Origin of the sequence: Companilactobacillus furfuricola (genome assembly GCF_003946325.1) — a bacterium.
Taxonomy (GTDB): domain Bacteria; phylum Bacillota; class Bacilli; order Lactobacillales; family Lactobacillaceae; genus Companilactobacillus; species Companilactobacillus furfuricola.
The window spans coordinates 36619-56072 of sequence record NZ_RHNT01000008.1; the positions used below are offsets into that span (position 1 = coordinate 36619).

Consider the following 19454-nt stretch of genomic DNA (forward strand, 5'->3'; position numbering starts at 1 on the left):
ATAACTGAACGAATGCTAAACTCTTGTTAAATTATTTTACTCCAATCAAAATTTTTGGAGGACAAATTAATGTCTAGATATACAGGACCTCGCTGGAAGTTATCACGTCGTTTAGGCCTATCACTTTCAGGTACAGGTAAAGAATTAGCTCGTAGAAACTACGCACCAGGCCAACATGGTCAAAACCAACGCCGTAAGATCTCAGAATACGGTTCACAATTACGTGAAAAGCAAAAACTACGTTTCATGTATGACGTAAACGAACGTCAATTCCGTAACTTGTTCTTGCGTGCCGGTAAACTTGACGGTATCCACGGTGTTAACTTGATGGTTCTTCTTGAAGAACGTCTTGACAACCTAGTTTACAGATTAGGCTTTGCATCATCACGTCCACAAGCACGTCAATTAGTTAACCACGGTCACATCACAGTTGATGGCAAACGTGTTGACATTCCTTCATACGAAGTAAAAATTGGCCAAGTAATCAGCTTAAGAGAAAAGTCAAAAGACTTACAAATCGTTAAAGATGCTCTTGAAAACGTAGTTGGCCGTCCTGGTTTCGTTAACTACGACGAAAACCAAATGTCAGGCTCATTAGTTCGTCTACCAGAACGTGACGAATTAGAACCAAATATTGATGAATCACTAATCGTTGAATACTACAACCAAATTCTTTAATATTTGCAAAAATCCACTTCGGTGGATTTTTTTTGTCCAAAAAAAACTAACCGCAAATGCAAAAGTGTGAGGAACAAGTACGTGGGCAAGAAGCGAAAGCAAGAGAAGAAAAAAGTATTTGATCTTATCTAACCAAAAAAGAAAAGAAAGCTCACAACAGCAATGTAAGTCAGGAAGAAAAATGAGCGGAGCAAAGTCCCGCGAACCGAGAAAAAAGTCGGAAATCGAAATAGAGAATATATCCTAACAAGGAAAAGAAGCTCCTATTCCCCACCAAAATAGATAAAGCCTGAGATAGACATGTGAGAAATAGGCCGAGCAAACAGTGCTAATTTGCACAAAATAAATCGGTAAAACTCAACACAAAGGGCGGATATTGTCTCTATCTAGACGGAGGGGCCCGGGGATACAGACCTCAGTGGTGAAATTCATCTTGGCGACGAAGGAGCTTAGATGAAGGTGCAGTTTTGAAACAAGCGAGCGCCCTTTGCTCGATTGGTTCAAAATGTGCCCACCACGTTCCAGCGTCTGTATCCCCGGGCCCCGGAGTCGGCATTGAACGTAGCAACCAAAATACTACCTCCCCCCACTAACCAAACAAACAAACACTAATCCATCAAAATAAAACGCTTCTGTCTGCCATAGCTCTCTCACACCTATAAAAAAATAGACGTCGCCAAAAATCCAGCAAACGTCTATCTCAAATTAAACTCAACCATAAACTCACTAAGCATCATAAACCGCTCAAACAAAACATCATCAAAATCGCCACCAGCAACCAACTCGCTATCAGCCAGCAAATCAAAACCAATAACCAAATCGCTAGACTTAACATTGCGATATCTCTTCAAAACATCCGGATACCGATCAGCAGCAAGCAATTCAGGAGCAGTATGATCGTTAGAAACCCCAAAATCACCACCAACGACTCGGTCAGAAATAGCCTCCAACAAAGGATAATATTCCGAGCGATCATAAGCATCAGCAAGCAAGCTAAAAGTAACAAAATACCGGTCTGGCCACAATCCCAATTCAACATGCGGATTTTTCTTATAACCGCGTTTATCCTGAGAAATAGCCAACCAAGTATCAGGCGGTGGATTCTTAGTCCGACGTTGATGCTTAGCAATTTTCATATAAAACTTATCTTGATACTTATCCTCCAAAGCAGCCAAAAGTTTCGATCCCATTTTTTCAAATGAAGGATCGATCTTTTCTTTGATCAAATCCAGCCGCCCAGTCAAAGTATCGTCATTAAATACTAAGAAATCTTTTTGACTAAACATATAAATACGACCTTTGTTGTAAAATAGTAATTATATATTGATTATAAAGGAGAAAATATGCAAAAACCACTAGCATATCGAATGCGACCGACTAATCTCGACGAAATCGTGGGACAACAACACCTAGTCGGCAAAAACAAAATCATTCGGCGAATGGTCCAAGCGAAAATGCTCAGCTCCATGATCCTGTATGGGCCGCCTGGTATTGGTAAAACTAGTATCGCCAGTGCTATCGCGGGCAGTACCAAATACGCCTTTCGAATGCTCAACGCTGCCACTGACAGCAAAAAAGATCTACAAATAGTTGCTGAAGAAGCCAAAATGAGCGGAACAGTAGTCTTAATGTTAGATGAGATACATCGATTAGATAAAACAAAGCAAGACTTTTTACTACCACTACTGGAAAGTGGCTCCATCATTTTGATCGGTGCAACGACCGAAAATCCCTACATAAACATTAGCCCGGCGATCCGTTCGCGAGTCCAAATCTTTGAATTAAAGCCATTAGAGGCTGATGACCTCAAGCAAGCGGTCAATCGTGCTCTAAATGACTCAGAAAAAGGCTTAGGCAAGTATAATGTTGAATTAGATGAAAATGCCCTTGACCTATTAGTCAGCTCCACAAACGGTGATTTACGCAGTATTTTAAACGGACTAGAGTTATCCGTGCTTTCTACCCAGCCAGACGATGCAAACATTATACATATTTCGTTACAAACGATTGAAGAATCAGTTCAGAAAAAAGCAATCTCGTCTGATAAAGATGGCGATAGCCACTACGACGTAATCTCAGCTTTTCAAAAATCGATCCGGGGAAGTGATCCTGATGCTGCCCTACTCTATTTAGCCAGATTACTCGAAGCCGGCGAGTTGACTACTGCTATCAGAAGGCTGATCGTTTGTGCCTATGAAGATATCGGCTTAGCAAATCCGCAAGCTTGTGCAAGAGCCGTCCAAGCAGCCCAAGTTGCACAAATGGTCGGGTTGCCAGAAGCAAGGATCCCATTGGTGGATGCTGTGATAGACCTCTGTCTCTGTCCAAAATCTGACACGGGCATAGTGGCAATTGACGCCGCCTTAGAAGATGTCAGAAACGGCAAAGCCCACTCGATCCCAGACGATCTAAAAGACGCCCATTACAAAGGAGCCAGCAAGTTAGGACACGGAGTTGGCTACAAATATCCTCACGATTACCCAAATGATTGGATCGAACAACAATACTTGCCAGACAATTTGGTCAATAGATCATATTATCAACCCAAAGAAACTGGTAAATACGAACAAGCTCTCAAGATTAGACTTAAACAAATTAATTCAATGAAAAAAAAGAAGAAACGGAGTTAATATTTTATGATTATCCAATTGTTGATGGTAGTATTCATCCTGTTTCTACTAGCATTAGCTTACAACCTCTGGTCACATTTAAACAAAAAATTCTTGATCTATTCTCCAGCTGAAAATTCCCGCTTACAAGGAGCTATGAAACTAACATCGATCCTCTTAGTGATCATCTCAGTCGTCGGTGTCTTGATCTTGATCTTTGGAAGTAAAGAAGCCAACTTCATCACACTACTATTAGGAAGCATCACAGCAGCAACTTTTTCAATTTATTTAGGTAATATTCGTGGATAACTGTATTTATTTTCAAAAATAAACTAAAATAAAGATATAGGAAAGTATTATCTATTCAATATTAAAAACATGGGGTGATTATTATGTTACAACAATATAAAAACATTCTTGTTCCTATCGATGGTTCATTTGAATCAGAACTAGCCTTCAAAAAGGCTGTCGAAGTTGCAAAGAGAAATGATGCCAGTGTACACTTGGTACACGTAATCGATACAAGAGCCTTTCAAAACGTATCTAGTTTTGATTCAACAATGGTTGAACAAATTACTGAAAAAGCTAAAGAAACAGTAAAAGGCTACGTCAAAACTGCCAAAGAAGGCGGCCTAGAAAACATCGACTATAGCATCGAATATGGTGCACCAAAAGCCATCATCGCAACAGAATTTCCAAAGAAACTAAACGTAGATTTAATCATGATCGGTGCCACAGGTCTAAACGCCATGGAAAGATTACTAATTGGTTCTGTAACAGAATACGTAACACGTACAGCAGCCTGTGATGTCTTAGTAGTAAGAACTGATCTTGACAACAAATCAATCAGAAAACCAAAGTAAAAAATCAAAACAAACACCGCTTAATTTGATGGATTAAGCGGTGTTTTTGTGTACAAAATTTCCAGACAAAAAAGTCAGAATACAAAAGAATCAAGTTTAATCCAAAAAACCAGCTAAACAAGACAAGAATGCAAGGAACGAGCACGCGAGCAAGAAGCGAACGTAAGAGAAGAAAAAAGTATTTAACTTTATCTAACCAACCAAGAAAAGACGAAAGCAATAGCAATGTAAGCCAGGAAACAAATTGAGCGGAGCAACGTCCCGCGAACCGAGAAAAGAGTCAGTAATCTAAATAGAGTTTATATCCAAACAAGAAAAGGAAGCTCCTACTCCCCACCAGATTAGATAAAGCCTGAGATAGACATGTGAGAAATAGGACGCGCAAACAGTGCCAATTTGCAGAAAATAAATCGGTAAAACTCAACCAAAGGGGGGATTATGTCTCTATCTAGACGGAGGGGCCCGGGGATACAGACCTCAGTTGTGAAATTCATCTTGGCGACGAAGGAGCTTAGATGAAGGTGCAGTTTTGAAACAAGCGAGCGTACTTTGCTCGATTGGTTCAAAATGTGCCCACCACGTTCCCGACCTTAGTTGTTCGGTGGCGTAGCCACCACCATAACCGGTTGCGCAAGTGCGTTAGCACTTACGTTCCTTTAACGTATCTCCGGGCCCCGGAGTCGGCATTGAACGTAGCAACCAAAATACTACCTCCACACCCCAACACCAAACAAACTAACAGAACTTCAACAAAGAAAAACGCCACTGTCTGCCATAGCTCTCTTACATCTATACACAAAAAAACGATGTTCCTATACAAAACAACTAAGTATAGAAACACCGTTTTTCTAATTGTTAAAAATATTCAAACTCATTTTACTGATCTTTGACTTCAAGTTTTCAAAGACATGCTTGTTATCACTAATGCTAGAAATGACATAAGCCTTAATATAGTCTTCATCGCTCTTTTGACCATCTTTAGTACCAGCTTCAGCCATGTAGCAATACATTGAATCAAGTTTGAACAATGATTGTTCTTTTCTTGCAATGTAGATACCTTCGTTAGCATAATCGATCACACTCTCATTGTCACCTAGTTCTAATGCTAGTTGAGCCATGTTAGCGTAAATCAAAATACTATCACGGTAATTCTCATCATTGATCTTTTCCACGCTAGACTTGATCAAATCTTTAGATTGATCATAGTAAACCTTAGCTTCATCATCTGAACCCTTGTTTACATAAGCTTTAGCAGTGTAAATATTGATCAAAATATCATACATGTCGACACTGACAATATTGACGTTCATTGCTCGGTTGAAGTCAAAAATTGCTTTATCATAATTCTTTTCTACTTCATATTCAACTAAACCGCTGAAGAAGTGGATCAATTTAATCTCTTGTTTATTGTTGATGTTGATGTCTTTCAACTTATCCAACTTAGCTACGATCGCATCATAGTCATCTTGATAAAACAACTTCTTGATCTCACTAATAATTGAATAAATTTGACTATCGTCGTTTACAATTACGAGGTTCATTGTGATACCCAGTCTTTCACAAATACGAACCAAGATTTCCATGCTAGGAATCTTATCTTTCTTTTCAATCAAGCTTACGGTTGCTTGAGTACAAATGCCATCAGCCAATTCAGACTGAGAAATGCCTCTTAATTTTCTGTAGTGACGAATCTTTTCACCCAAGATTTTCATAAAAACTATCCCCATTCATTTATTAATTTCAAGATAATTTAAACAGTTTCGAAAAAACCTTGCAAGAAATAAGCAACAATAAAAGAATAAATTAAAACTATTTGTTAACCTCGAATAGCCAAGCATCTTCTTCTGATCCATTCAATAATTCTGGATCGTCGTTTAATTTGTCATTAACTGTAACGATCTTACCTGATACAGGCGATTGCAACTCAACTACAGCCTTTTGAGCTTCAACTGAGCCAGTTGAATCACCTTTATTGATTTGATTGCCCACAATTGGTAAATCAACAAATTTAACTTTACCTAAAGCTTCTTGTCCATCTTTAGTTAAACCGACACGTTTCTTATCTTCTGTGTCTTTTACCCATAAATATTCTTTCTTTGCCATCCTATAACCTACTTTCTCTACCTCTGTTTAAACGATCCATTTTCGAACATGTAACTCTTGTGATGGAATCTCATCGACATGACTAACCCAATACCGATCATATTACCAAGCAATGCGGAACCACCTTGCGATATGAACGGCAGCGGAATACCCGTTAGCGGTAAGAGCCCAACACTCATACCAATATTTTCGAAAACATGGAACAAGATCATCATGATTACACCAGTTGAAACATATGCATAAAATTCATTCTTTGTATCAAATGTTACTTGTATCATTTGGTAAATCAACAAGAAATACAACAAGATCAATACACATGAACCGATGAATCCGAAATTCTCTGCAATAACCGAGAAGATCATATCGGATTCTCGAACTGGAACATAAACATTGGAAACGTTAAAACCTTTTCCAAACAACTGACCTGAACCAATTGCTTTCATATTCTGCCATATTTGATAACCATTTTCGGTGGTGTCCTGCGAAGGATTCAGCCAGCTATCAATACGGTTGAATTGATACGATTTAAAACCTAAATTCATTAAAATCGGTCTTCCCCAATCAGTAGTTGCTAATGTCAGTGCAAGTCCACCGACTACAGCAACTACCAGGAAGACAGTTCCAATAATACGCCAATCAATTCCTGATACTAAAACCATTCCACCCAGAATGGCGATAAATACAAGTAAGGTACCAAAGTCGTTTTGCAATTTCAACAAGACGATCACTGGTAATGTCCATAGTAGTAGTTTACCCAATAATACAAAATCTGTTCTTATTGTATGGACATGATACTCGCTATTATGCATGGTAATGACTTTACCCATCATTAATATGTAGGCAGGTTTCATTACCTCCGAAGGTTGGAACGTTAACGGACCTAAAGCAAACCAACTCTTCGCACCAGTCTGTGCTAAATACTCACGACTATAGAAAACCAGGACTAATAATAAAAGCGCTAGTCCAGCGTAATACGCATAGTTGGCGACCTGCCAAAGTTGCTCTGCATCGAATTGCATAATGATCGCTACAATCGTAGCTCCGATGGCATACCAGAGAACTTGCGTAATTACATTCTTCAGCGGATTCTGGGAATCATAGATCGTTGCCACATAAATTGACATCAGACCAATGATCGCCAGCATCATAACTGAAAAAATAATACCATAATCAATGCGTGATTCTAGATCCTTTTCTTTATTATTATTCCTCATTTGCATTTTAACACCTATTAATGATTATGTAGATTATATTGCATTAACAATTCGTTAATTGCATCATCTAACTTCACGGATTTAAAGGGTGTATCGTTACTCTCAACGAATGATAAGTAACGTTTTCCCTCTTTACGAATTGTTCCAATATATTTCTTGCCATCCCATAATTCATAAGTTTCAGGATCATCACTGATGTCCTTTAAATTAATTTCAATGGGTTTGTTCTTTCTTGCCATTAAATTTTCCTATTCTTTGCTATGAAATTTTTTTGCTATGATCTCATCTTCGTACTCCTCAGGATGAGGATTACGAAAAATCGTAAAATGATCAGGTACTGGATCTACTCCACCACGAACAAAGGGATTACAGCGCAAAATTCTTGCAGTCCCCATAATCATTCCCAAGATTGCTCCGTGCTTTTTTACAGCGGAGATAAAATAACTTGAACAAGTTGGATAATACCGACAACTTGGTGGCAATATAGGTGAGATAAACTTTTGATAGACTCTTACTATTCCGATCAATAACTTCTTAAACATAGCTATCTCAGAAAGTCGAACATGTGGATCCATGTTCCCGGCCAAAGTACTGCTAATGGATTAGAGCCACCTAACCCTGATCCAATCAACATTCCTAAAACGAAAAAGATCAACATGAATAAAAGTACCCAGCCAATCTTCTTGAATACACCGTGACGGTATTCTTTTCCAAAGTCTCGTTTCATATTACACCTTAATATTTCTTATGTTTTTCAATATTTTCCAGAAGTATTCCTGTTCCCAAAGCCACTGAATCTAGTGGTCGATCTGTCATTAAAACAGGAACTTCTAATTCTTGTGATAGTAGTTTGTCTAAGTTTTTAAGTAAAGCTCCACCACCTGTCAACATGATACCACGATCAATGATATCCGCTGATAATTCCGGTGGTGTCTCTTCAAGGACGCTCTTAGCAGACTCGATAATTTGCTTTACGCCATCATGAAGTGCCTCTTCGATTTCTTTCTCGTTGAGAGTGATCTCTTTAGGCAAACCAGAAACAATATCGATACCACTGGCAGAGAATGTATTGCTCTCATCTCCACCTATAGCGGAACCAATTTGCTTCTTGATCTCTTCAGAGGTCCTTTCACCAATGATCAAGCTATGTGCTTGTTTAACGTAAGCCTGGATCGCTGTAGTCATTTTATCCCCAGCAAATCTCAACGAGCGACTTGTTACCACGTCACCCATGGACAAAACGGCGATATCACTAGTACCACCACCAATATCGATGACCATATTACCTTGTGGCTTAAAGATATCTAAGCCCGCACCAACGGCAGCGACCTTTGGTTCAAGTTGTAGATATACTTTGCCACCACCGGCTTGTTCGGCAGCTTCGATAATTGACTTTTGTTCAACAGGAGTAACGTTTGTTGGCGCACAAATCATAATTATCGGCTTTGAGAAAAAGCTCTTGACGTTTAACTTATCAATAAAATATTGAAGCATCTTTTCTGTGATGTTAAAGTCAGCGATCACACCATCTTTAAGTGGTCTGATTGCTTTAATATTAGCCGGCGTTCTACCAACCATTTCGTAAGCATCTTTACCAACTGCAACAACATCGTTCGTTCTTGCATTGATAGCTACGATCGAAGGCTCGTTTAAAACGATTCCTTCTCCTTTAACATCAATTAACACATTCGCTGTTCCCAAATCAATTCCAAGATATTTCGCCATACTATATCCTCCAAAAATCTAGACAAAAAAAGTATATCATAACCAACGATTGCATGACATCGATAAACAAAAAAAGTGGTTATGATAAAGTCAACATTTAATATGATAATATAAATTGCTGTTATTTTTAAACGAAAAAATGACAATATTCTTTTGCGAATATTGCCATTTTGCCATCAAGTGACGAAGTTAAGTCAGATTATGCTAACTTATCAACGCCAGAAATAGTTCTAAAGACTAAGCTTTCACGACCATCTTTGTCGATCGAGACACGTCGAATATTTGCACCGAGACTTCTTAACTTCTCTGTAAAATTGTAATAACCGCGATCTAAATACTGCAGATTTGAAACTCTCGTTTCACCTTCAGCTACTAAACCAGCTAAGACTAAGGCCGCAGCCGCACGCAAATCAGTAGCGGAAACATTTGCACCAGTTAAATTTGCAGGTCCAAACATAATTGCAGAATTACCTTCGATCTTATAATCAGCATGCATCTTACCTAATTCAGGGAAATGCATAAATCTATTTTCAAAAACAGTTTCAGTCATGACAGTAGTACCGTTACTAAGTAACTGTGCTAAAGTCATTTGGGCTTGCATATCAGTTGGAAAACCTGGATGAGGCAAAGTTTTCACGTCAACTGCTTTTAGATCATCTGTACCAATAACACGAATGCCTTCGTCTGATTCAATGATCTTAACGCCCATTTCCTTCAATTTAGAAATCAATGGCTTATTATGAGCGACTACAGCATCTTTAATGAAAATATCTCCATTAGTTACAGCAGCAGCAACCATAAAAGTACCAGCTTCGATTCGATCTTGCATAATTGAATGTTCGCAACCATGCATTTCTTTAACACCCTTAATACGGATCGTATTAGTACCAGCACCAGAAATATTAGCGCCCATCTTACTCAATACATTGGCCAGATCAACAATTTCTGGCTCACGGGCAACGTTATCGATAACCGTTTCACCATCAGCCAAAGTTGCAGCCATCATAATATTTTGAGTAGCACCAACACTAGGAAAATCTAAATAAATATTCGCACCATGAAGATCAGTCGCCTTAGCATCAATATATCCGCCATTTTGGGTAAATTCAGCACCCATAGCTTCTAATCCCTTGAGGTGTAAGTCAATAGGCCGAGAGCCAATTGCACAGCCACCAGGCATCGCAACATGTGCTTCGCCACAACGAGCTAAAATTGGTCCTAAAACCACAATGGAAGCACGCATTTTATCGACAAGTTCCTCTGGAGCCGTAGTTGAAATTCCATTTGAAGAGTCGATCATAATTGATTCATTATTTTCATTAAATTGAATATCAGCATCTAACGCACCCAACACCTTGCACATAGTGGTTACGTCTGATAAAGGAGGTATATTACTTAAATATGTTTTTCCTTTGGATGCTAACAATGTCGACGCCAGAATTGGTAAAACGGCATTTTTAGCGCCTTCAATTTTAACAGAACCCTCAAGACGTGAAGGTCCATCTACAATAATCTGTTGCAAAATATTTACCTCCAAAACGTTAATTTGATTAAATAAGTAACGTTAGGTTTTGTGAAACATTAAGAATACTCAATAAAAATGAGCTTACTGTATAACCTAGCGCAATCGAAATTAGCGCTACAAGTAATTGTAACATTCTTGTGTTATTTTTGTCATAAATCTTTCGCCAATCGATAGCTTGCAATGCATTGTAACTAAGCCAAATAAAAAATAAATGACTAATAATTGTAATAATCGCGTTAATTCCTAAACTATTCATAATAAAAACCTCTTTAATCACCCTAACATGAAAGCGAAAAGCATTGATCCATTCCACAACAGACTTAAACAAAACCTAAAAATTACAAAAAACGCATCAAAATAAAGAGAGTGGAAGAAGATGTTCAGCTGCTGAGGATTTAGGGACTGGCAGCTCAAAGGTGCTGCGAAGCAGTGCCGCTGACAGTTGCTAAACCGGAGGCCGCTATCTTCTGCAACTCGATTCCATACAAAAAAATCCAAAACCGCAAACCGGTTTTGGATTTTTATTTTTACTTATGTTCACTAACGTTGATTCTATTAATAGCTTTCTTAAGTGAAACTTGAGCGCGATCCAAATCCTCAACATTGTTTTTCTCTTTAGCAGTCTGAATGGTTGCTTCAGCCTGTTGTTTTTGATACTTAGCACGTCGAAGATCTATATCGCGAGCTCTTTCAGCACTGTTAGCCACAATAGAAACTAGATCATTGCTGAACTCCAGAAAACCACCGTTGACGGCGATTGCATCTTCATGATCGGGTTTGTCCACCCGTTTAACACGAACTTCTGCAATTTTGAGTGGGGCGATTATAGGCTCATGGCCCTTCATAATACCAATATCCCCATCAATAGCACTAGCAACGATGACTTTTGCATGATGGTCATAAACGACACCATCGGGAGTAACAATATTGACCGTCATTGGTTGTTCTTGATCAGCCATATTATTCCCTCCTTATTAGTTGGCAACTGCCTCGTTTGAGTTATCGTCTTGTTCATCTTCTGACTTCCAGCCCATCTTCTTAGCCTTGTTGATAACATCTTGAATTCCACCAACACCATTAAAGGCATCTTCAGGAATATCATCATATTTACCATCAAGAATTTCTCTGAAGTCTTTAACTGTTTCTTCAACTGGAACGTATGAACCAGGAAGACCAGTAAATTGTTCAGCAACTGAGAAGTTTTGTGACAAGAAGAATTGAATACGTCTTGCACGAGCAACGACGGTCTTTTCTTCATCAGATAATTCATCCATACCTAAGATAGAGATGATATCTTGCAATTCACGGTATCTTTGCAAAACTTGTTGAACCTCTGTAGCAACAGCATAGTGTTCCTTACCAACAATAGCTGGATCAAGAGCAGATGATGATGATGCTAATGGGTCAACAGCTGGATAAATACCCATTTCTGTTAAACTACGCTCCAAGTTAGTTGTAGCATCCAAGTGAGCGAAAGTTGTAGCAGGTGCAGGGTCAGTATAGTCATCAGCTGGAACATAAACGGCTTGAATTGAAGTGATAGAACCCTTTTGAGTTGAAGTGATTCTTTCTTGCAATTGTCCCATTTCTGTAGCCAATGTTGGTTGGTAACCAACGGCTGAAGGCATACGACCTAGCAAAGCTGAAACTTCAGAACCAGCTTGAGTAAATCTAAAAATGTTATCGATGAACAAGAGCACATCTTGTCCTTCAACATCACGGAAGTACTCGGCAATTGTTAGTCCAGTTAAGGCAACACGCATACGAGCACCAGGAGACTCATTCATTTGGCCATAAACCATGGCTGTTTTCTTCAAAACACCTGATTCTTTCATTTCATAATAAAGGTCATTACCTTCACGAGTTCTTTCACCAACACCAGTAAATACTGAAATACCACCATGCTCTTCGGCGATATTGTGGATCAACTCTTGAATTAGAACGGTCTTACCAACACCGGCACCACCGAACAAACCAACTTTACCACCACGAACGTATGGCTCAAGCAAGTCAATAACCTTAATACCTGTTTCTAGGATTTCTGTAGAAGTATTTAATTCATCGTATTTTGGTGCTTCACGGTGAATACTATCTCTTCTAAAATCAGCAGGGAATTCTTCCCCACCATCAATTGATTCACCTAAAACGTTGAACACACGTCCTAGGGTTTCTTTACCAACAGGAACGGTAATTGAACCTCCTGTATTGATAACTTCAGCACCTCTTTGAAGTCCATCAGTTGAACCCATAGAAATAGCACGCAAGGCGCCATCACCAAGTTCCAACGCAACTTCAACGGTGATTACTGATCCGTCACTCTTTTTAATCTTTAGAGCATCGTTTAATTCAGGTAAATCTCCATCTAGTGGAAATTCCACATCAACGACAGGACCAATAACTTGAATAACTGTTCCTTTGCTACTCATTAATTTGGCTCCTTTCTAAACTATTCTAGTGCCGCAGCACCGCCAACAATCTCTGTGATCTCAGTAGTAATTTGTGCTTGACGGGCACGATTGTAGTGCAAGGATAATGAAGAAATCAAGTCATCAGCATTATCAGTAGCACTCTTCATTGCTGTAACTGAAGCAGCGTGCTCAGCAGTCTTAGCATCCATCATAGCGCCAAAAATCAAACTTTCGATGTATTGAGGAACAATAGCTGATAAGACCGTTTCAGGATCTGGATCCTTAATATAATCACTAGCTATATGTTCTTCTTCCAAAGTGGCATCTTTTGGTGCAGTGAGAGGAAGAAGTTTTTCTTCCGTAAATCTAGATACTAATGAATTAACGTGATGATTGTGACAGATGAAAATTTCATCAAAACTACCAGCTTGATATAACTGCAAGATCGACTTCACGATCGGCGTGATATCCTCAACTGATGGCACGTCAGGCAACCCACGATATTCGTAAGCAATGTCATAGCCACGAGCTTTAAAAAATTCTGTACCAGTATTACCTAGTGAGATAATAGTAAATTTACTTTGGTCATTGTTGTACTTCTTCTTAAAGATGTCCATCATGGCCTTCAAAATATTACTGTTATATCCACCAACTAATCCACGATCACTAGTCAACACAACGTAGGCTGACTTTTTAACATCACGAACTTGAAGGATATTATTGACACTCAGTGGATCTGCTCCACTTCCTGAAGCAACGTCTTTAAAAACATTGCCTAGTGTTAAGTGACGAACAATATCTTTCACTTTATTTGCATAAAGTTGATAAGCAACAGATTGTTTTTCAATACGAGAAAGTTTAGCACCAGAAACCATTTGCATGGCTCTTGTGATTTGACCGGTTTTTTGAGTAGAAGTAATTCTTCTTTTAATGTCCATTAGGGACTCAGCCATAATTTAAACCTCCAGTATTTTATTTAGCTTGCTCATCTGTGCCCTTTGATGCTAAGTAGTTTTGTGTAAATTCATCTACACCGGACTTCATAGCATCTTCATCAGGAAGAGCACCAGTTTCTTTGATTGTCTTTAAGAGATCTGGGTGATTTGCGTCAAAGAATTCAGAAAGTGAAGCTTCGTAGTCAAGAATATCGTCAATTTTGATTTTATCCAAGAAACCACGAGTTAGAGCAAAGAGGATCAAGACTTGTTTTTCAACAGGCATTGGTGAATGAACTGGTTGTTTTAATACTTCAACCGTTCTTGCACCACGATCCAACTTAGCTTTAGTAGCTTCATCTAGATCAGAACCGAACTGAGCAAATGATTCCAACTCACGATATGAAGATAAGTCTAGACGTAATGTACCAGCAACTTTCTTCATAGCTTTGATCTGTGCGTCACCACCAACACGAGAAACAGATTCACCAGCGTTGATAGCTGGACGTGTACCTGAATAGAATAAGTCACTACTCAAGAAGATCTGTCCATCAGTGATGGAAATAACGTTTGTAGGAATATATGCTGAAATATCTCCGGCTTGTGTTTCAACGATAGGCATAGCAGTCATAGAACCGCCGCCTAAATCGTCACTCAACTTAGCAGCACGTTCGAGTAAACGTGAGTGCAAGTAGAAAACGTCACCAGGATATGCTTCACGCCCAGGTGGTCTACGTAGCAATAGCGAAATTTCACGATAGGCATTAGCTTGTTTACTTAAATCATCATAGATGATCAAGACATGCTTGCCGTTATACATGAAATATTCACCCATAGCACAACCAGCATATGGGGCAAAGTACAACATTGGAGATGGTTGTGAAGGACCAGCTTCAACAACGATAGTATAGTCCATGGCACCATGTTCTTTTAATGTTTGTACTTGACTTCTAATAGTTGATTCCTTTTGTCCAATAGCTACATATACACAGATCATATCTTGATCTTTTTGGTTGATAATTGTATCGATAGCAATGGATGTTTTACCTGTTTTACGATCACCGATGATCAATTCACGTTGTCCACGTCCAATTGGAACTAAGGAGTCAACAGCTTTCAAACCTGTTTGTAATGGTTGGAAAACTGATTTACGTTGCATAACACCGGGTGCAGGAGATTCAATAGGTCGAGTCTGATCAGTTTTGATTTCACCAAGTCCATCAACTGGTTGACCCAAAGAGTTAACTACACGTCCGATCATTTCTTCCCCAACAGGAACTTCCATGATACGACCAGTTCTTTTAACTGTATCGCCTTCACGAATTTGATCGTAGCTACCTAAAATGATAATACCAACATCATCACTTTCAAGGTTTTGAGCCACACCATAAGTTCCGTCTTGGAATTCAAGTAATTCACTCGCCATAGCATTTTCAAGGCCATTAGCACGAGCAATACCATCACCGACGTATGTAACTGTACCTACTTCATCAACTGAGAGTTCATTCTTATAGTTCTTTAATTGTTCTTTGATTAGAGAACTAATCTCTTCAGTTTTGATGCTCATTCGTTTCACCTCTACTTATTTTTAACTAATAGCAAATTCTTGATAGCTGTGTACCGTTTGAGGACACTGCCATCGATAACTTGATCACCAACACGGATAATAACTCCACCGATGATTGAAGGATCTACTATTTTTGTTAAGTTTACTTGCTTGACTGAGAATCTTTGTTCAATAACAGATTTTAATTTATCTTCTTGTTCTGAACTCAACTCAATCGTAGAAGTTACTGTAACTTCCACAATGCCGTGATCGGCATCATATTTATTTATATATGCATCTGCAATTTCATCCATGCAATCTAAACGATCACGTTCAAATAACATTGATAAAAAGTTCTGCATTAGTTCACCAAATGGTTTTTTCAAAATATCTAGGATCTTGTTCTTTTCTTCTTTTGAGATCGAGCGACCTGCAAAAGCAACAACAAGATTTGGATTTTCACGATAAATCGTTTTAAGAGACTTTAAATCTTCAAGAATTTCATCTAGCGAATTTTGTTCTTGAGCCACTTCGTAAAGGGCTTTACTATATCGTTTACCAACCTGGAATTTACTTATTGCCATTATTTACAGTCAACTCCTTAATATAAGAGTCGATCAGTGACTTTTGATCGTCAGCATTAAGCTCTTTAGAGATAACTTTTGAAGCAATCTCTAATGACAAGTTTGCAATGTCATTTTGTGCATCATTCATTGCATCTTGCTTGGCTTTTTCAGCATCTGATTTAGCCTTTTGTCTTACTGATTCAGCTTCGCTATGCGCAGAAGCAACGATTGATTTCTTTTGTTCATCACCGTTGTCTTTTGCTTTGTTTACGATCTCAATAGCTTCTGCACGTGAATTCTTAAGTGCTTCTTCACGTTCCTTTTTAAGCTTCTCAGCACTTGCACGTTCTGAATCAGCATAATCAAGATCACTTGTGATCTTGTTAGACCGTTCGTCCATCATTTTAGTGATCGGACCCCATGCATAATGCTTAACAGCCAAAGTTAACAGGATAAAAGAAATAAGAATAAAAAGCATGTCACCTAAAGCTAATTTACCTGCTCCAAGTACTAAAATACCTGCCATTTTCTCAACTCCTTCCCTTCATATGAAACATAAAAAGGCGATGCATTATCGCCGAATGATTGTTTTATATGAAAAGAATAACGAAAGCAATGGCGATAGCAATGATAGGAACAGCTTCAATCAAACCAACACCAATGAACATAGTACCTCTCAATGAACCAGAAACTTCTGGTTGACGGGCCATACCTTCGATTGTTTTAGAAATAACTAGTCCGTTACCGATTGATGCACCAAGAGCGGCTAAACCGGCTGCAAGAGCTGCGGCGATTTCTTTCATAATTAAAATTCCTCCATTGAAAATTATTCTTTTGTCATTTTACGTGCGATATAAACCATAGATAAGGTTGTAAATACGTACGCTTGGATGGCTCCAATGAACACTGAAAAGCCTTGCCAGATCATTTCGATCGGAATTGCCAATACGAATGAAACTAAGCCAAAACTCTTAGCAACTGATCCAATAAGTACAAGAAGTACTTCACCAGCAAATATATTACCGTAGAGACGTAGTGACAACGTTAAAAAGTTTGTAAACTCCTCTAGAAGGTTAACTGGCGTTAAAAATGCATAAGGTCTCGTAAAATTACGAAGGTACCCGCCAAAGCCCCATTTTTGAACGGCAAAGAAATGTGCCAGTAACAATGACATTAAAGCAAGTGACATTGTTACGATTGGGTTAGACGTAGCAGATTTTACAAATGAAAATCCACCGACTTTGATCTCTAGGATCAGACCTAACTGGTTGGATACAAAGATGAATAAGAATAATACAAATGCGTATAGGTTAAATTTCTTTCCGGCATCACTTTGAAAAGCTGATTTAACAATACCGTTTGTAAAATCAATCATCCATTCCAGGACATTTTGTGCCTTACCAGGTCGCATCTTGATCTTACGTGAAAGCGCATAAACCAAAATGAAAACTAACAAAGCAGCTATCAATGCAGATAAGCAATTGGCAACATTGAACCGAAGTCCTAAGAAGTCAATAAACTTATATTTATCATCCAATAATAACCCCCCTTTCTTCGCTTATTGAAAAACATATTGATACTTCAAAAATGATACCACTTAAAAATGGTTATTTAAATAGTGATTTTTTTATTTAGTACCAAATAATCTGTCTCCAGCGTCACCTAGACCAGGGAAAATGTAACCACTATCAGTCAACTTCTCATCAAGTGATGCCGCATAAATATCTACATCTGGATGTTCTTTCTGAACTTCAGCAACACCTTCTGGTGCAGCTACTAAAACTACCAGGCGCATATGTTTAGCTCCACGTTTCTTCAAGGCTTCAATAGCCATGTTGGCTGATCCACCAGTTGCCAGCATTGGATCAACAATAAACAATTCACGTTGATCAATGTCACTAGGCAATTTAACAAAGTATTCGTGTGGTTTTAAAGTCTTTTCATCACGGTACATTCCAATATGACCTACTTTAGCTGCAGGGATCAATTGCAATACGCCATCGACCATTCCTAAACCAGCACGAAGAATTGGAATAACTGCTAATTTCTTTCCTGCAATCATCTTTTGAGTAGATTTTCCCATTGGTGTTTCGACTTCAACATCGGCCAATGGAAGGTCTCGAGTGATCTCATAGACCATTAGTTCAGCAATCTCGTTAGCAACTTCACGAAATACCTTTGTTCCGGTATGTTTGCTACGAATGATCGTAAGTTTATGTTGAATTAGAGGGTGATTTAGTACTTGAAATTTTGGCATTATTTTTCTCCTTGTTTTTTAAAATGTTGTTGACCTGCAGATTTATTTAGGCGGTTGCCATAGGCAACTCCATGTCCTGATTCAGGAAAACCTTGAGCGAGGATATAAGGAACATTTTGATCATCCAATGCTCTTAAACCGGCAAATAAATGCTTTGAAGCTGAGATAACATCTTCACCAAGCGAATAAGTCTTATAGTTTCCGGACAATTCATTTAAAATCAGATCCGTCGCTAATATCCCGATCGGTTCAGAAGCTTGCGCATATTCTTTGATCGCCTCAGCAAAATCATTGGGATCATCAACGATGATGACCTGTGCATTAGGCGCATAGTGCTTATATTTCATCCCTGGGGCCTTTGGGATCTCTTCTTGACTAACTTTATGGTGATCACTTGCAACGTCGCCTAAAACGTCTGTAAGCTCTTCTTCTGTGATCATCCCCGGACGCAAGATAGTTGGTGTATCAGCCGATAAATCAATAACTGTTGACTCAACTCCGATAACTGTTGGTCCGTCATCTAAGATTGCAGCGATCTTACCTTTTAAATCATGGTAAACATGTTTAGCTTCTGTGGGACTAGGTTTTCCACTCGTATTGGCGGATGGTCCAACGATCGGTTTGCCAAAAGTTTTGATCAAATCGAGCGTTGCTTGATTGTTAGGCATCCGAAAAGCAGCCGTCGAAAGTCCACCAGTAACTTGTTTGGAAAGAGTCCCAGCTTGGATCGGCATGATGATCGTTAATGGGCCTGGCCAAAACTGATCCATCAATTTGGAAGCTTGTTCTTTATAGCAGTTGTCAGCATATTGCCACACCATTTCTGGACTATCAACGTGAACGATCAATGGATTATCGCTCGGTCGTCCTTTAGCAGCATAAACATTTTTCACAACTTCCGATCTCGTGGCATCCGCACCTAAACCATACACAGTCTCGGTGGGAAATGCTACAAGTTGACCGTCAGCTAAAAAGTCAGCTGCTCGTTGTATTTGGTCATCTTTTAAAATAAGAGTCTCCAACGT

The 19454-nt window shown here is 38.8% G+C and carries 25 protein-coding genes; 4 read left to right on the forward strand and 21 right to left on the reverse strand.

The annotated features are described in order from the left end of the window. Positions 1–69: 69 nt before the first annotated feature. Positions 70–678 (forward strand): 30S ribosomal protein S4, encoded by a 609-nt coding sequence (rpsD, locus tag EKM78_RS04180; protein ID WP_125769686.1) that lies wholly within the window; start codon positions 70–72, stop codon positions 676–678. 415 nt (positions 679–1093) lie between these two features. Here rpsD and EKM78_RS12535 read toward each other — a convergent pair whose 3' ends face one another. Further along, positions 1094–1246, reverse strand: coding sequence for a hypothetical protein (locus tag EKM78_RS12535; protein WP_164507195.1), 153 nt, complete (start codon positions 1244–1246; stop codon positions 1094–1096). A gap of 127 nt (positions 1247–1373) precedes the next feature. After that, entirely contained in the window at positions 1374–1964 is a 591-nt protein-coding gene (locus tag EKM78_RS04185) for a DUF1054 family protein (RefSeq protein ID WP_125769688.1), read from the reverse strand. A gap of 57 nt (positions 1965–2021) precedes the next feature. On the opposite strand from EKM78_RS04185, the gene EKM78_RS04190 reads away from it, so the two are divergent. The 3 genes from EKM78_RS04190 (at position 2022) to EKM78_RS04200 (ending at position 4150) form a co-directional block, all read left to right on the forward strand. Then, a complete protein-coding gene (locus EKM78_RS04190; protein ID WP_125769690.1) occupies positions 2022–3308 on the forward strand; it encodes a replication-associated recombination protein A in 1287 nt (428 codons plus the stop codon). Positions 3309–3314: 6 nt separating this feature from the next. After that, positions 3315–3596 carry a hypothetical protein gene (locus EKM78_RS04195; protein ID WP_125769692.1) on the forward strand — a complete coding sequence of 94 codons (282 nt, stop codon included), beginning with the start codon at positions 3315–3317 and terminating at the stop codon, positions 3594–3596. Positions 3597–3679: 83 nt separating this feature from the next. Beyond that, on the forward strand, positions 3680–4150 hold the full coding sequence (locus EKM78_RS04200) for a universal stress protein (RefSeq protein ID WP_125769694.1): 471 nt from the start codon (positions 3680–3682) through the stop codon (positions 4148–4150). Between the two features lie 848 nt (positions 4151–4998). On the opposite strand, the gene EKM78_RS04205 is transcribed toward EKM78_RS04200, so the two are convergent. From EKM78_RS04205 to EKM78_RS04295, 19 genes are all read right to left on the reverse strand, one after another. Then, positions 4999–5862, reverse strand: a complete 864-nt coding sequence (locus tag EKM78_RS04205; RefSeq protein ID WP_125769696.1) for a helix-turn-helix transcriptional regulator — start codon at positions 5860–5862, stop codon at positions 4999–5001. 97 nt (positions 5863–5959) lie between these two features. Continuing rightward, on the reverse strand, positions 5960–6253 hold the full coding sequence (locus tag EKM78_RS04210; RefSeq protein ID WP_125769698.1) for a glycine cleavage system H family protein: 294 nt from the start codon (positions 6251–6253) through the stop codon (positions 5960–5962). 17 nt (positions 6254–6270) lie between these two features. Next, positions 6271–7473, reverse strand: coding sequence for an FtsW/RodA/SpoVE family cell cycle protein (locus tag EKM78_RS04215; RefSeq protein ID WP_164507196.1), 1203 nt, complete (start codon positions 7471–7473; stop codon positions 6271–6273). 11 nt (positions 7474–7484) lie between these two features. Beyond that, positions 7485–7706: a DUF2969 family protein gene (locus EKM78_RS04220; RefSeq protein ID WP_125769702.1), complete on the reverse strand. Its 222-nt coding sequence runs from the start codon at positions 7704–7706 to the stop codon at positions 7485–7487. 9 nt (positions 7707–7715) lie between these two features. Further along, on the reverse strand, positions 7716–8009 hold the full coding sequence (gene yidD, locus EKM78_RS04225) for a membrane protein insertion efficiency factor YidD (protein ID WP_125769704.1): 294 nt from the start codon (positions 8007–8009) through the stop codon (positions 7716–7718). A gap of 2 nt (positions 8010–8011) precedes the next feature. Beyond that, complete coding sequence (locus EKM78_RS04230; protein WP_125708013.1) at positions 8012–8194, reverse strand: DNA-directed RNA polymerase subunit beta; 183 nt, start codon at positions 8192–8194, stop codon at positions 8012–8014. Positions 8195–8202: 8 nt separating this feature from the next. Further along, positions 8203–9192 (reverse strand): rod shape-determining protein, encoded by a 990-nt coding sequence (gene mreB, locus EKM78_RS04235; protein ID WP_125769706.1) that lies wholly within the window; start codon positions 9190–9192, stop codon positions 8203–8205. Between the two features lie 199 nt (positions 9193–9391). Then, positions 9392–10714 (reverse strand): UDP-N-acetylglucosamine 1-carboxyvinyltransferase, encoded by a 1323-nt coding sequence (murA, locus tag EKM78_RS04240; RefSeq protein ID WP_125769708.1) that lies wholly within the window; start codon positions 10712–10714, stop codon positions 9392–9394. 28 nt (positions 10715–10742) lie between these two features. Then, on the reverse strand, positions 10743–10973 hold the full coding sequence (locus EKM78_RS04245; protein ID WP_125769709.1) for a DUF1146 family protein: 231 nt from the start codon (positions 10971–10973) through the stop codon (positions 10743–10745). 271 nt (positions 10974–11244) lie between these two features. Continuing rightward, entirely contained in the window at positions 11245–11676 is a 432-nt protein-coding gene (locus EKM78_RS04250) for a F0F1 ATP synthase subunit epsilon (protein WP_125769711.1), read from the reverse strand. A 15-nt stretch (positions 11677–11691) separates the two neighbouring features. Continuing rightward, positions 11692–13143: a F0F1 ATP synthase subunit beta gene (gene atpD / locus EKM78_RS04255; protein WP_125769713.1), complete on the reverse strand. Its 1452-nt coding sequence runs from the start codon at positions 13141–13143 to the stop codon at positions 11692–11694. Positions 13144–13163: 20 nt separating this feature from the next. Beyond that, positions 13164–14078 (reverse strand): F0F1 ATP synthase subunit gamma, encoded by a 915-nt coding sequence (locus EKM78_RS04260; RefSeq protein WP_125769715.1) that lies wholly within the window; start codon positions 14076–14078, stop codon positions 13164–13166. 19 nt (positions 14079–14097) lie between these two features. Beyond that, a complete protein-coding gene (gene atpA / locus EKM78_RS04265; protein WP_125769717.1) occupies positions 14098–15627 on the reverse strand; it encodes a F0F1 ATP synthase subunit alpha in 1530 nt (509 codons plus the stop codon). A gap of 11 nt (positions 15628–15638) precedes the next feature. Then, positions 15639–16190: an ATP synthase F1 subunit delta gene (gene atpH, locus EKM78_RS04270; RefSeq protein ID WP_125769719.1), complete on the reverse strand. Its 552-nt coding sequence runs from the start codon at positions 16188–16190 to the stop codon at positions 15639–15641. Continuing rightward, positions 16177–16698 carry a F0F1 ATP synthase subunit B gene (atpF, locus tag EKM78_RS04275; RefSeq protein ID WP_125769721.1) on the reverse strand — a complete coding sequence of 174 codons (522 nt, stop codon included), beginning with the start codon at positions 16696–16698 and terminating at the stop codon, positions 16177–16179. Before atpF ends, atpH begins: the two co-directional genes overlap by 14 nt. A gap of 64 nt (positions 16699–16762) precedes the next feature. Beyond that, complete coding sequence (gene atpE / locus EKM78_RS04280; RefSeq protein ID WP_125769723.1) at positions 16763–16975, reverse strand: F0F1 ATP synthase subunit C; 213 nt, start codon at positions 16973–16975, stop codon at positions 16763–16765. Between the two features lie 23 nt (positions 16976–16998). Beyond that, positions 16999–17709, reverse strand: a complete 711-nt coding sequence (gene atpB, locus EKM78_RS04285) for a F0F1 ATP synthase subunit A (RefSeq protein ID WP_125769724.1) — start codon at positions 17707–17709, stop codon at positions 16999–17001. Between the two features lie 90 nt (positions 17710–17799). Next, positions 17800–18429 carry a uracil phosphoribosyltransferase gene (gene upp / locus EKM78_RS04290; RefSeq protein WP_125708035.1) on the reverse strand — a complete coding sequence of 210 codons (630 nt, stop codon included), beginning with the start codon at positions 18427–18429 and terminating at the stop codon, positions 17800–17802. Further along, positions 18429–19451, reverse strand: a complete 1023-nt coding sequence (locus EKM78_RS04295) for an L-threonylcarbamoyladenylate synthase (protein ID WP_125769726.1) — start codon at positions 19449–19451, stop codon at positions 18429–18431. Before EKM78_RS04295 ends, upp begins: the two co-directional genes overlap by 1 nt. Between the last annotated feature and the right edge of the window lie 3 nt (positions 19452–19454).